This window comes from Thalassotalea euphylliae (assembly GCF_003390335.1).
Classification (GTDB): Bacteria; Pseudomonadota; Gammaproteobacteria; order Enterobacterales; family Alteromonadaceae; genus Thalassotalea_F; species Thalassotalea_F euphylliae_B.
The window spans coordinates 2,279,053-2,292,997 of the sequence record NZ_QUOU01000001.1; the positions used below are offsets into that span (position 1 = coordinate 2,279,053).

Annotated in this window: 12 protein-coding genes; all 12 read left to right on the top strand. The window is 44.1% G+C overall.

Going from position 1 to position 13,945, the window contains the following annotated elements; all coding sequences use genetic code 11:
- The first annotated feature begins 41 nt into the window (after positions 1 to 41).
- Complete coding sequence (locus tag DXX93_RS10005) at positions 42 to 1,073, top strand: isoaspartyl peptidase/L-asparaginase family protein (RefSeq protein ID WP_116009908.1); 1,032 nt, start codon at positions 42 to 44, stop codon at positions 1,071 to 1,073.
- A 114-nt stretch (positions 1,074 to 1,187) separates the two neighbouring features.
- The gene (locus tag DXX93_RS10010; RefSeq protein WP_116007975.1) at positions 1,188 to 1,604 is read left to right on the top strand and encodes a CBS domain-containing protein; all 417 of its coding nucleotides are present in this window, start codon (positions 1,188 to 1,190) and stop codon (positions 1,602 to 1,604) included.
- A 396-nt stretch (positions 1,605 to 2,000) separates the two neighbouring features.
- Complete coding sequence (hrpA, locus tag DXX93_RS10015; protein WP_116007976.1) at positions 2,001 to 5,924, top strand: ATP-dependent RNA helicase HrpA; 3,924 nt, start codon at positions 2,001 to 2,003, stop codon at positions 5,922 to 5,924.
- Between the two features lie 85 nt (positions 5,925 to 6,009).
- Positions 6,010 to 6,309, top strand: a complete 300-nt coding sequence (locus DXX93_RS10020) for a PilZ domain-containing protein (RefSeq protein WP_116007977.1) — start codon at positions 6,010 to 6,012, stop codon at positions 6,307 to 6,309.
- A gap of 318 nt (positions 6,310 to 6,627) precedes the next feature.
- The gene (locus DXX93_RS10025; RefSeq protein ID WP_147302673.1) at positions 6,628 to 7,131 is read left to right on the top strand and encodes a DUF2878 domain-containing protein; all 504 of its coding nucleotides are present in this window, start codon (positions 6,628 to 6,630) and stop codon (positions 7,129 to 7,131) included.
- Positions 7,124 to 7,654, top strand: coding sequence for a chalcone isomerase family protein (locus tag DXX93_RS10030; RefSeq protein WP_181902193.1), 531 nt, complete (start codon positions 7,124 to 7,126; stop codon positions 7,652 to 7,654). The genes DXX93_RS10025 and DXX93_RS10030 overlap by 8 nt, the downstream gene beginning before the upstream one ends.
- Before the next feature lie 159 nt (positions 7,655 to 7,813).
- Entirely contained in the window at positions 7,814 to 8,368 is a 555-nt protein-coding gene (locus DXX93_RS10035) for a DUF3833 domain-containing protein (RefSeq protein ID WP_258872645.1), read from the top strand.
- 190 nt (positions 8,369 to 8,558) lie between these two features.
- Positions 8,559 to 10,748 carry a fasciclin domain-containing protein gene (locus DXX93_RS10040; protein WP_116009910.1) on the top strand — a complete coding sequence of 730 codons (2,190 nt, stop codon included), beginning with the start codon at positions 8,559 to 8,561 and terminating at the stop codon, positions 10,746 to 10,748.
- 173 nt (positions 10,749 to 10,921) lie between these two features.
- On the top strand, positions 10,922 to 11,521 hold the full coding sequence (locus tag DXX93_RS10045) for an LON peptidase substrate-binding domain-containing protein (protein ID WP_116007980.1): 600 nt from the start codon (positions 10,922 to 10,924) through the stop codon (positions 11,519 to 11,521).
- A 127-nt stretch (positions 11,522 to 11,648) separates the two neighbouring features.
- On the top strand, positions 11,649 to 12,224 hold the full coding sequence (locus tag DXX93_RS10050; RefSeq protein ID WP_258872646.1) for a sigma-70 family RNA polymerase sigma factor: 576 nt from the start codon (positions 11,649 to 11,651) through the stop codon (positions 12,222 to 12,224).
- Positions 12,217 to 12,936, top strand: a complete 720-nt coding sequence (locus DXX93_RS10055; RefSeq protein ID WP_116007982.1) for a ChrR family anti-sigma-E factor — start codon at positions 12,217 to 12,219, stop codon at positions 12,934 to 12,936. Before DXX93_RS10050 ends, DXX93_RS10055 begins: the two co-directional genes overlap by 8 nt.
- Positions 12,937 to 12,951: 15 nt before the next feature.
- Positions 12,952 to 13,917 carry a YbgA family protein gene (locus tag DXX93_RS10060; RefSeq protein WP_258872647.1) on the top strand — a complete coding sequence of 322 codons (966 nt, stop codon included), beginning with the start codon at positions 12,952 to 12,954 and terminating at the stop codon, positions 13,915 to 13,917.
- The last annotated feature ends 28 nt before the right edge of the window (positions 13,918 to 13,945 follow it).

The following is a 13,945-nucleotide window of genomic DNA, read 5'->3' on the forward strand; positions in this document are numbered from 1 at the left end:
ACTTGGCGCATTCAATTAAAGCACTGCCACTGATTACCGGGCTGTTCACTGTATCGCTAGCTGCTACGCTAACTGCATTGGCAAGTGCGCCAGCTACTGCTGCTGACAAAACGACAAACATCGCGATTGCCATTCATGGCGGAGCAGGCACCATAGATAAAGCGAAAATGACGCCTGAAAAGCGCAGCCAATATGAAGCCAAACTGCTGGAAGCCGTCAATCGAGGTTATCAATTATTAGCGCAAGGAAAAACCAGCCAAGTGGCAGTGATTGCGGCAATTCAAATACTTGAAGACTCGCCATTATTTAACGCAGGTAAAGGCGCGGTTTATACCTTTGATGAAACGCATGAGCTAGATGCCTCTATTATGCATGGTAAAACCCTAAATGCAGGTGCCGTCTCAGGGGTGAAAATCGTAAAGAGCCCGATAGCGTTGGCTGAAGCGGTGATGGAAAAGTCTGTCCATGTCATGTTATCGGGTGAGGGCGCAGAGCAGTTTGCTAAAAATCAGCAGTTAGCTTTAGTTGATAATAACTACTTTGATACGGAGCACAGATATCAAGCGCTCAAAAGGGCTAAACGTAAATTAGCCGAAAAACAGCGAGCCCTTAATGACTTCCAAGCGGCGCATCAAACCTTGGCTCCAGAGTTTAAATTTGGCACGGTTGGCGCCGTTGCACTTGATAAATATGGTGATCTCGTTGCTGGCACTAGTACGGGAGGAATGACCGCCAAGCGCTTTGGTCGCATCGGTGATTCCCCCATTATCGGTGCAGGCACATATGCCAATAACAAGAGCTGTGCGGTGTCAGCAACAGGGCATGGTGAATATTTTATTCGTTATCACGTTGCTGCCGACATTTGCGCGCGCGTGCAATATCAAGGTGCCAGTTTATCAAACGCAGCTGAAACTGTGGTTAACCAAGTACTTGTCAAAGCAGGTGGCGATGGTGGTGTTATCGCTATTGATGCAAAGGGAAACATTGTCATGCCGTTTAATAGTAAAGGAATGTACCGAGCGAGCAGAAAAGCGGGGCAGCAAGCGCATGTGGCTATTTTCAAAAATGAATAAAAATCTGCTGATAATGGTATGAAATCTTGAGTTTTTATGTCTAAAGTTAAGGTGTGCGCTAAAGTAACTAAAAAAACAAATTAAACAATATATAAAACAATAAGGTTGGATGTTATGGAGAGTATTCAAGTAAAAGAGTTTATGAACCATTACCCTGTTACATTTGCACCAGAAATGGTGATCGAAGAAGCGTCGTTTCGTTTGTTAAAAACAAAACAGCTTGGTGGGCCAGTAGTAGACACGACCAAAAAGCTCATTGGCTATTTGTCTGAAAGTGATTTACTGAAAAATATGCTGGCGTCGAGCTACCATCGCGAGCATATTGCCAATGTTGCCGATATCATGCAGTGTAATGTACTTTCTGTGAAGCCATACGACAGTATTGTTGATGTCGCTAGGCAAATGCTCGACGACAAGCCGAAAATTTATCCGGTTGTTGACGATGACGGCATGCTTTTAGGAACGATCAGTCGAAACGACGTGCTACAAGCGGTTGATCGCCATTTACGCGTTATTTACGCCGCATCATAACTTAAAGACAAATCACCGACTCAAGAAGAGCAAGTGGCAACGCTAAGCGACATCACTAAGCGACATCACTAAGCGGGAACTAGGTTCCCGTTTTTGATAGCTTGTGACCAATAAACTGAATGGGTTGCCGAGCGGCGAAATTATCAGAAACCACCAGAAGCCATCAGAAACCGTCAAATAACAAGTAATTTTCATAATCCTTTGGTCGTATTGGTTGTACTTTGATAATATCGCTCGCACACAGTGTGCTTTTCAAAGATTTAGAGTGTCAGCCAGTGTAGTTAGCTGCTTACTCGCCTCAAGCCACAGTAAACATTTTAAACCAATTAAACATAGCAAAATCGTACATCGGTAATCCATAGCACCCGATAACGTTATACTCAGCAACTCAGATTAATGACCAACGACAATCCATTATTTCCCCAACTGCTTTCGCAATTAGCATTCGTTAAACTCGCCGACAAAGGTCGCCTAAAAAAACGTATCTTTGGCACTAAAAAAATTAAAGACACAAAAAAACGCAATAAAGCACTGGAAAATATTGCTTATGCGATAGAAAAATCAATCGCTAGTAAACAAGCGAAGATCGCCAATAAGCCGCAAATTACCTACGCTGCAGGTTTGCCTGTATCTGAGTCAGTTGAAGAGATTGCGCAAGCGATTGAAAATAACCAAGTGGTAATCATCGCGGGTGAAACGGGCTCTGGTAAAACCACGCAAATTCCTAAAATCTGTATGGCGTTGGGGCGTGGTATCGAAGGCATTATTGGTCATACACAGCCTCGAAGAATTGCTGCTCGCACGGTGGCCAATCGCATCGCTGAAGAAGTGGGTTCGCCCCTTGGTCAAGCTATTGGTTATAAAGTGCGATTTAATGATCAAGTAAGCGAAAATAGCTATGTTAAGTTGATGACTGACGGTATTTTACTGGCAGAAATGCAGCAAGACCGCTTATTGCGTCAGTACGACACCATCATCATTGATGAAGCGCACGAGCGCAGTCTGAACATTGATTTTATCTTGGGTTACTTGAAGCAGATTCTCCCTAAACGCCCAGATTTAAAAGTGATTATCACGTCTGCAACCATCGATCCTGAACGATTTTCTCAACATTTTAACAATGCGCCGATCATTAGCGTTTCGGGTCGAACTTATCCGGTTGAAATGCGTTATCGTCCTCTAGTGCGCGGTGAAGATTCCATTGATGTGATCGCTGGCATCATAGACGCCGTTGAAGAAGTGTCCCGCCTCAGCAATGGCGACATTTTGATATTTTTAAATGGTGAACGGGAAATTCGCGATACCGCCGCTGCACTTGAACGCGAAAATTATCGCAATACCAATGTTTTACCGCTCTATGCGCGATTAACCGTTGCAGAGCAAAATAAGATTTTTCAATCACATGCCGGTCGCAACATTGTACTGGCCACCAACGTTGCCGAAACCAGTTTAACCGTACCCGGCATTAAATATGTCATTGATCCGGGTACTGCGCGTATTTCTCGCTACAGTTACCGCACAAAAGTGCAGCGTTTACCCATAGAGCCGATTTCACAAGCGAGTGCGAATCAGCGAGCAGGGCGCTGTGGTCGTGTCTCAGCCGGTGTTTGTATTCGCCTTTACTCGGAAGATGACTTCCTGTCGCGCGATGAGTTTACCGACCCGGAAATTCTGCGCACAAACCTTGCCATGGTTATCTTGCAAATGTTGTCGTTAGACCTCGGTGATATTCAGGATTTTCCATTTGTACAAGCACCCGATAATCGCAATATCAATGATGGCGTGCGCTTGCTTGAAGAGCTCGCCGCCATTTCGCCAGCACCTAGAGGCGAGAGCCAGCGTAAACTCACCCAAACAGGCCAACAATTAGCCCGTTTTCCTATCGACCCGCGTTTAGCCAAAATGGTGTTAACGGGTATCGACCTTGGTTGTTTAGAGCAAGTCTTTGTGATTGTCAGTGCGCTAAGCATTCAAGACCCGCGCGAGCGACCGCACGAAAAGCAGCAAGCAGCAGATGAAAAACACAGTCGCTTTAAAGACAAACAGTCAGATTATAAATCGCTGCTGAACCTGTGGCGTTATGTGCAAGCACAGCAACAGGCACTGTCGAATAACCAGTTCAGAAAGCTGTGTCAAAAAGAATACCTTTCTTATATCCGCATTCGTGAATGGCAAGACATTATTGCCCAGCTTAAACAAACCACAAGCGAGATGAAAATTCCGATGACCAGTATTGATGAAGAGGACGAAAGCCAAATGGCGGTGGTTCATCAAGCACTTTTATCGGGTTTACTGAGCCATATTGGTCAGCTTGATGAGAATCGCGAATTTAAAGGCGCCAGAGGCAGTAAATTTTACATCTTTCCCGGCTCACCCTTGTCGAAGAAGCCACCTAAGTGGTTAATGGCCGCCGAGCTTGTCGAAACCAGTCGCTTGTTTGGGCGTATGGTCGCTAAAATCGATCCCCATTGGCTTGAGCCGATGGCGAGCCACCTTGTTAAACGCAGCTACAGCGAACCACATTGGGAGAAAAAACAAGGTGCAGTCATGGCTTACGAGCAAGTATCGCTCTACGGTTTAGTAATTGTGCCAAAGCGCAAAGTGGTATTTAACCAAATTGAACCAGACACTTGCCACGAAATTTTTATTCGCGAAGCACTGGTCAATGGTGATAGCACGATAAAAGCGAAATTTTTGGCAGAAAATCAAAAGCTGGTCGCAGAGATTGAAACCCTAGAGCAAAAAGCGCGTACCAAAGGCTTTTTGGTTGATGAACAGTTAATGTTCGAATTTTACCAAGCACGTATTCCTGAAACGGTTATTTGTCAGCGCAGCTTTTTGTCTTGGTGGAAAAAGGCGGAGCGCGAGAACGCTAAGTTATTAAGTTTTACCAAAGCATTTCTGTTACAAGAAGACGAAACAAAAGTTTCAAAAACGCAATATCCAGATGTTTGGCAGCAAGGCAATTTGATCATGCCATTAACTTATCACTTTTCACCGGGTGACGAGGATGATGGCATTTCTGTACATATTCCTATTGGTATTCTTAACCAAGTTCAGGCTGTTGGTTTTGACTGGTTAATTCCTGCACTGCGTGAAGAGTTGGCGATTGCGTTGATCAAAGCGCTACCTAAAACACAGCGCCGCAACTTTGTCCCCGCGCCAAATTATGCGCAAGCGAGCTTGGCGAATATGGACGCAAATATGCCTAAGCAACAGCTCAGTTTTACTGATTCACTGGCCAAACAACTGTTGCGAATGACAGGCGTAAGGCTAGCTCAAGACGTATGGGATAGTGTCGAATTGCCGATACATCTGACCATGAATTTCAAGGTGGTGAGCGAAAAAGGCAAACTGATCAAACAAGGGCGTGATCTCGTTGAACTGCAACAAGCACTGCAGGGCAAAGTTAAGTCAACCATTAAACAAGTTGCAGAGCAGGGCATAGAGCAATCGTCATTAACCGAATGGAGTTTCGGCGAATTACCGAATCGCTACGAAAAGAAAATGGCCAATATTACGGTCAAGGCATTTCCCGCTTTGGTTGATAAAAAATCGTCGGTAGCGATTGAACTGTTTGAGCAAGAATCAACGGCTGAGCAAGCCATGCTGTTGGGGTTAACGCGTTTAGTGTTGCTCAACATTCCATCACCGATAAAATACTTGCAGGAAAAACTGCCTAACAAAGCCAAATTGGGCTTGTATTTTAACCCGTTTGGCTCGATTGCCGAGCTTTTACAAGACTGTATAGAAGCGACTGCGCTGTATTTAGTTAAACAGCACGCCATCCCTCGTTCGCCGGAAAACTTTAGCAAACTAAGAGATCTTGTACGGGCAGAAATTGCCGATCATGTGCTAAGTGCCGCTATCAAGCTCGAACAAGCACTGAACTTGCACCACGATATACGTAAAAAGCTCAAAGGCTCTGTTCCCTTGAATATGATCCAAAACCACGGCGACATTAAAGACCAACTCGATAAGTTAGTCTTTAAGGGCTTTGTTACTCGCTCAGGTATTGATAAACTGGATGACTTAATTCGCTACTTAAATGGTATTTTGCGCCGGTTAGAAAAAATGCCGATCGATCCTAACCAAGATCGCCTGAAAATGTTAGAGGTCGATAAAGTGTCAAGTGAATTGACATCGCTTATTGCCAAGCAGCGCAAAGATTTGCCACTGGCACCCAGCTTTATTGATTGTCGTTGGATGATTGAAGAGTTGCGTGTTAGTTTATTTGCACAAAACTTAGGTACGGCGTACCCAATTTCAGTAAAGCGGATACAAAATTACCTGAAAACAATCGAATCTGACAATAGCTAAATTGACAGCTATTATCATTAACAAGTATAACTAAACTGCAACTTCGAAAAATAACACGAAATATTTCGAATATAAGGGAGAACCAATGGTTAATTTTGACGATAAGCGTAATTTTTATCGCATGCTACTTAACAGTGAAGTAAAGGTCACTATCATTGATGACGAAATTAACAGTGAATTTGTTGCTACGTGTCGTGATTTAAGCGCAACCGGTATGGCAATAGAAATGAGCCACCCGCTTGAAATGGGCACTCGCATAAAAGCTAAAATTGAATCAGCAAATGCTGCCGTGCAGGCGCTAGATGTGAAAGGCAAAGTCGTTCGCCTTGAGGAAGAGTCAACAGACTTATACCTAGTTGGTATCGCTATTGATGATATGGACTAATAGCAACAGCCTGAAAAGCTAATCTGTGCAATTATTTAGCACAAAGCTATTGTATGCTGATTTGCGTTAGTTAAATTAGCTTTGGCTAGTTTGAATTATCTTGATTAATTGGGTTTGTTCAGCGGTTTGACCCGCAAAGCGTACTGCTGAACAAACGGACTTTTTTTATTTAATGACTGTTAACTGAAACCGCCAAAAGCAGCTTTTCATTTTTCTTTTATCACTATTTTAAACTGAACGAAAACTGCAACTGACTTGAGCCTGAGTCAGGACAATTAATCCCTATCTTAATTTACTGCGTAAGCAAGACTAACTTAATTGACTCTTTTGCTTATGATACTCAACGCAATTCTCTTCAACCTGTGCTGGTTTGGCCTAATATTTTGGGGCAACGCCTTTATTCCTGTGGTTGCGTTGTGGCTTATTTGGCACATAAGACAGTGCGATAAGCCAAAAGACGAACTTCAACTGATTTTTCAAGTCACCGTGATTGGTTTAATCATTGACTCTAGCTTGATGCACGCCGGTGTTTTCGATTTTGGCCAAGAGCAATTGATTATACCGCCATGGCTGGTTGTGCTATGGGCAGCTTTTGCTGCAACGCTCAATCATAGCATCACACTCGTGTGCAAAAGCGTTACCGTTAGCCGTTGCATTGGCGCTTTTGTTGTACCGATGAGCTATATCGCCGGTGAGCGTCTAAACGCCGTAGACTTTTCTTACTCTTACATAACAACTATCGCCACTATCTCAATTGTTTGGCTGTTGTTACTGCCATATTTAATTTCTCTAACCAAAAGGGAAAATGTTGGTTATGCGTAACCTTTTTTTCGTACTACTGATAGGGATTTCACCCATGCTTTTAAATGCTAAGCCATCAACTACCGATAATGTGCCAGCAGAGCTGAATAACGTTAAAAATCAGCTAATGCTTGTCGGGAAGGCAAAGTTTAGCGTGTTATTTTGGGACATTTACGATAGTGCTTTATTTTCAGCGAGTGGCGATTATCAAGCACAAAACGCCTATTTATTTGAGATTACTTATCTGCGAGAGATTTCAAAAGCAGACTTGATTGAGCGCACTGTTGAGCAGTGGCAACACATTGGCGTACCAGAAAACGCTTACGCACCTTATCTAGAGCAGCTAGAACAGCTATGGCCAAACATTAACAAAGGCGATCAGCTTGCGATGTGGTTCAACGGTACTTCAACCGCTTTTTATTTTAACCAGAAACTTCAAGGGCAAATAGATAGTCCTGAATTTAGTGAGATGTTTGTCAATATCTGGTTATCGCCACAAACCAGTCAACCTAAGCTGCGCAAAAAGCTACTTGGGAAGAGATAGCAAGGTTCAGGTAAGCAATACAACAACCATTGCAATAACGAGCCTTGTACTAGCTAAGCTGGAATAACTTAGTCTGGCATTTAGTTTGAGCATTAAGCTTCGATAAAAGGGTCAAGCAATGGATTCAAGTGATAAGTTTTGCATTTAAGGAAAGTTTCATTGAAAACAAAAATAGGTATTAATCTTTTGGCAATAGCGTCCGGTGTGTTGCTATCCGCCTGTGGTCACCAAATTCAAGACTATGACAATAGCCAGCCAAAGTTTGAGTTAGATAGGTACTTCGATGGTGAAGTTACCGCATGGGGCCTAGTGCAAGATTACACAGACAAAGTGACGCGCCGATTTTGTGTAGAAATCGATGGTAGCTGGGAAGGCAATAACGGGACGTTAGTGGAAACCTTCTACTTTGATGACGGTGAGAAAAGCTATCGCACATGGCACCTAACAAAAACTGGTGACAATTATCAAGGAACCGCTGAAGACGTTACTGGCTCGGCAACGGGGTTGACCCAAGGTTTCGCCTTTCAATGGCAATACAACTTGCAGCTTGAAATTGACGGTAAAGCGTACGAGTTTTTTTTAGATGATTGGATGTACCAAGTTGACCAATCGCGAGTATTTAACCGTACTTCAATGAAAAAATTTGGCATCGAGGTAGCGGAGCTCACCTTGTTTTTCGATAAGCAACAACCAATCAGAGGTTGCCAACCTTAAATAGTAAGCTAATCAAGGCAGTAGAACGGAAATTTTATGCTTGGATGCAAGGTCTAAGGCTTTTCTTCGTCCAATTCTTTTATCTCATTGAAAAACATAGAAAAAACATACGGAAAAACGAATAAAAAGTAATCTATTGTTAAGCCAAGGTCGTAACTTTGACGTCACTAATAAAAACGAGGGCATAACATTGAAAGCGTCAACTTTATTATTTACGGCATTCGCCAGCATACTATTTTTACAAGGGTGTCATGACGACGATGACGATCGTCCGAACGTTGTTATTCCCGAACCTCCCGCCGCAGAGCCAAATACAGTCGTCGATGTCGCGGTTGCTGATGGTAATTTTACGACTTTAGTTGCTGCACTGCAGGCAACAGGTTTAGATCAAACACTTGATGATGCAAGTGGGACTTTTACGGTTTTCGCGCCAACTGATGATGCCTTTGCATTGTTAGGTCAAGACACTATCGATGCACTATTGGCAGATACAGATACCTTGTCAGATATACTAACTTATCACGTCATTGCGAGCGAAGTTGATGCGGCTGCGGCAATCGCCAGTGCAGGCATGAAAGTGGCAATGGTAAATGGTGACGAAGTTGGCTTGTCATTAAGCGGCGACAACTTATTAATCAATACCTCAACAGTTACCGCAACCGATATAATGACCGATAACGGCATTATCCATGTTATTGATGCGGTACTGACTCCTCCCAATGAGCCTGGCACACCGACAGCGAACATCGTTGATACTGCGGTGGCGGCTGGCTCGTTTACGACCTTAGTCACTGCGCTTCAAGCCACCGGGTTGGATGCTACCTTAGCAGACGAAAGCACCAGCTTTACGGTATTTGCACCAACGGACGATGCATTCGCCATCTTAGGTGATCAAGTCATAGCCACGTTACTGGCCAATCCAGATGTGCTTGAGAGTATTTTGCTACAACATGTAGTCTCCGGCAGTGTCGATTCAATTACTGCATTTACGTTAAATGGACAAGCGGCAACAACCGCCTCTGGTGCTATGGTAGATATTGTTATCAACCCTGATACAGATATGCTGACCGTTGGTGGTGCAAACGTTGTGATGAAAGATATTTACACAACGAACGGCATTATTCATGTGATTGATGCGGTGATAGTGGGTGGTGTTGACGTACCAGAGCCACCGGGATCAATTGTTGATGTAGCCGTTGGTGCAGGATCATTTACAACTTTGGTTGCGGCGCTACAAGCCACAGGTTTAGATACGGTGTTGGCCGATACCGCAACGGATTTTACCGTCTTTGCGCCAACTGACGCAGCATTTGCCAAGCTTGGTGATGCGACTATCACAGCGTTACTGGCTGACCCAGACACATTATCCAATATTCTGCTGTATCACGTCATTTCAGGTAATGAAATAAAACGCGATGCGGCGCTTACTGTTGCCCAATCTGCTGATAAAAAAGTCACTATGGCCAACGATGATATGGCGGCATTATCGATTTCTGGTTCAGATCTATTTATTAACGACAGTGTGGTGAGCGCTGCCGATGTTATGGCGAGCAATGGTGTCATTCATGTGATTGACTCGGTTATTTTACCACCTGCCATGCGCGGCGAGCCAACCCAGTCAATTGTTGACGTAGCCGTTGCTGACGCTAACTTCTCGACGCTCGTTGCTGCATTAACCGCTGCTAATCTGGTTAATACGCTGGCTGACGAGAATGCAACATTTACGGTTTTTGCGCCCACCAATGATGCGTTTGCCAAAATTGAATCTGGTGCTCTGTCTACGCTATTAGGTGATACCGCCGCGCTAAGTGCTGTTTTATTAAAACATGTTGTTCCAGCAGAAATTGGCTCCGTTGACGCATTTGCTGCAAACGGCGCTATGGTGGCAACTGCTGGTGGCGACAATGTCGCAGTAAAACTAGTTAACTATGCCAGTTTTGCGGACGGCGCAAGCGAGGAAATCGCTTATGACGCAGTTAATCAGCGCCTAGTGGGTGGTATGGGCACAGGAATGGCTGGCATGTCACTTTACGTATTTAATAATGACTTAGGCAGTGCAGGTAGTAACTGTAATGGCGACTGTGCGACTAATTGGCCGCCTGTTATTGTGGCCGACGGTTCGGTTTCAGATATTCCGGGAGTTGGCACGGTAATGCGTAATGACGGAACTATGCAGGCGAGCTTTTTAGGGCGTCCATTGTACTTCTACATTGGTGATTCAGCGCCTGGCGATACAACTGGACAAGGGCTTGGTAGTGTATGGTTCTTGGCAGAGCAAAATCAAACCACACTACAAATTAATGGTAGTAATGTTATCGTCAAAGATATCTACACGACAAACGGCGTTATTCACGTGCTTGACACTGTTATCACAGATTAACGCTTAGGCTGTCTACGTTGCTGAAAAGTCGGGGCATTTGTCCCGATTTTTTTATCCGTCATTGAGCTTAGCCTTGCTTTTACTCAGTAAACCGTAACGACATCGGTGCAAGTGCTGATCAATTGGTTAGCTCTATGCGTAATAAAGCACAAGAGAATATTTTGTGAATTAAAATGATAGTACCGATTTTTCCTTTGCCTGTTTACCTACTGCCGAATGGCATTACCCAGCTGCGTATTTTTGAGCAGCGTTACCTGAATATGGTAAAGAATAGTCAAAAAACGCAAGGGTTCGTTATTGTACACACGTTGCAAGAGAGCGACTCTAGCAAGTATCGGGTAAATCAAAAAACCAGATTAAGCGACTGGGGAAGCTGGGTAGATATCGTTGACTTTGATAGCGGTGACGATGGCATGTTAATGATCACGGTGCAGTGCAAATCACTAGTGACCATCAAAGATGTACACCAGCAAGCGGATAAATTATATGTCGCTACTATTTCGCCAAAACCTCACTGGCAAACTGGGCAAGCACACGATCACCAACATTGCATGTTGCTAAAAACTCAGCTAGAACGCTTGTTTGATAACCATATTGCATTGCAGAGACTTTACCCAAGTCCAGCGTTCGATGATGACAATTGGGTTTGTGCTCGCTGGCTTGAGTTACTACCGATAGAGTTCTCGGATAAGCAACACTTCTCGCAAGATACCAGTTTTACTGAGGCTATCGATTTTTTAAATACCATATTTGTGAATGAAACATCTTCGTGATGTAATTGATCTTTGTGCGTCTAAATGACGTAGGAAAAAATAGTAATCATTGTCTTGGAACAAAAATATGGGTCAAAGTACCAACTCGCTGTTGCAAAGCGCTAAACCACGCGCTAAAGCTATACAGATGAACGAGTCAATAGAACACCAAGCACTAGCCCAGTACTTAGTCGATGTCGCCAAGCGCCGAGATAGACAATCATTTACTGAGCTATTCAAATTCTTCGCACCAAAAATCCAACGAATCGCTGCCAGTAAGTACGGTAATGAAGTACTTGCCTCTGAAGTCGTGCAGGAGACCATGACGAACGTGTGGCGCAAGGCACATCTGTTCGATACTAGTAAGGGTTCCCCAACCACATGGGTTTACACGGTAATGCGTAATGTTACATTCGACCTGCTGCGTAAGATAAAAGCCAAGAAAGAAGATAACCTGAGTGATGATTTCTGGCCAATGGTCGAGGGAATTGCGGCAGACGATGAAAAAAGCGGTTTTTCTGATCATTTAGCGTCCAAAGAGGTGCTTGCTTGTATCGATAAGCTGCCAGAAAACCAGCAAAGCGTGATCAAAGGTTTTTACTTTATGGAGATGTCACAAGAGCAGCTAGCTGTTCATCTAGACATTCCACTCGGTACAGTAAAGTCTCGGTTAAGACTTGCCTTAGCTAAACTGAAACAGCACATCGGAGACAAAAATGATTAAGCATCACCCAGACGTTACTATGTTGGGTAAATTCGTTGAAGGTGAATTACCCGCTTCCATTGCCGCCGCAATCGCTGTTCACGTTGACATGTGTCCCAAGTGCAAAGCCAAATGCGAGGCACTCACAGAAGAGCAAGCTGAACTGGCGTTTGAATCAGTAGGTACAGTCGCTACATTGAAAACAGCGAGTGCGAAGGATGTAAGTTACCATGAAGGTTCGGATATCAGCATGGTCTCTGCCAGTGAAGATGCTATGGAAGCCATGATAAGTGCTATAACAGCCAATGACGAGATAGAACTTGCGGTAGAGTCTCGTGAAGAATCTATTTCGGTTCAGGGTACAAAATACAAGCTGCCAAGAGCGTTGACCAATCTTGCTATGGGTAAATGGACGAGTATAGGAAATCTCGCTCGTGCCAGACTAGCGCTAGACGAAGAACCAATACGTGCCAGTTTACTGCAAATTCAACCTGGCGGATCTGTGCCAGAGCACACCCACAAAGGCTTTGAACTAACGCTACTGCTTGAGGGGCATTTCAAAGATGATATGGGCGAATACGGGCCTGGCGATTTTATTATGCTAGACGGTACCAAAACCCACAGTCCAATCACCGAAGACGGATGTTTGTGTTATACCGTGGCAAACGATGCCCAGCACTTCACGCAAGGTCTTAACAAGTTACTGAACCCAATCGGCAGCTTGATTTACTAGGGAGATACATTACCTATGAATAAACAACAACTTGCGAGCATGGATAAGATCACAATCGGTATAAGTGCTTGCGTACATGGTGAGAATGTACGTTTCGATGCCAGCTCAAAACCTTCTCATTTTTGTATCAAAGAGTTAGGTGAGTACGTCACCTACCAGCCAGTATGTCCCGAAGTGGCAATTGGTTTGCCCGTGCCGCGTCCTACCATTCGTCAAATCAGTAAAAATGACGTCATACATGTGTCTAGGCCTGATGGCAGCGGTGATGTAACAGAAGCACTTGCTGAATACGGTAAAAAAATTGGTAAAATTGCGAACAACTTTAGCGGCTTTATTTTCTGTGCCAAGAGCCCCAGTTGTGGCATGGAACGCGTTAAGGTTTATGACGAAGCGGGGAAAGGTTCAGTATCCACTGGTGTTGGAGTATTTGCTGCAGAGGTAATGAAAGCTAACCCATTGCTACCCTGTGAAGAAAATGGCCGATTGAATGACGCGGTTATCCGAGAGAATTTTGTCGCGCGTGTGTACGCTTATCGCATGTGGCAATCGCTCTGCCAAGAGGGCATTACCAAACATAAACTGATGGACTTTCACACACAGTTTAAATACACAGTAATGAGCCACGATTTAATCGCTTATAAAGAACTGGGACAGCTACTTGCGCGCGCTGATTTAGATGTGGAAGAGATGGCTGAACGCTATATTCACGGGCTGATGGGCGCATTGAAGATCAAGGCAACAAGGAAGAAGCATTCTAATACGCTACAACATATTCAAGGATACTTCTCAAACGAATTGTCCCCAATGGAAAAGCAAGAATTGTGCGACAATATTGACGAATACCGCAAAGGCTTAGTGCCACTTTTCGTGCCATTAACCTTGATCAAACACCATTTAATGCGCTTCCCCAAAGCTTACTTACAAAAACAATTTTACTTATCCCCGCATCCAGCGGAGCTGAAATTGCGATATAGCTTGTAGCATGTCGTCACATTATTAGAGAACCTAT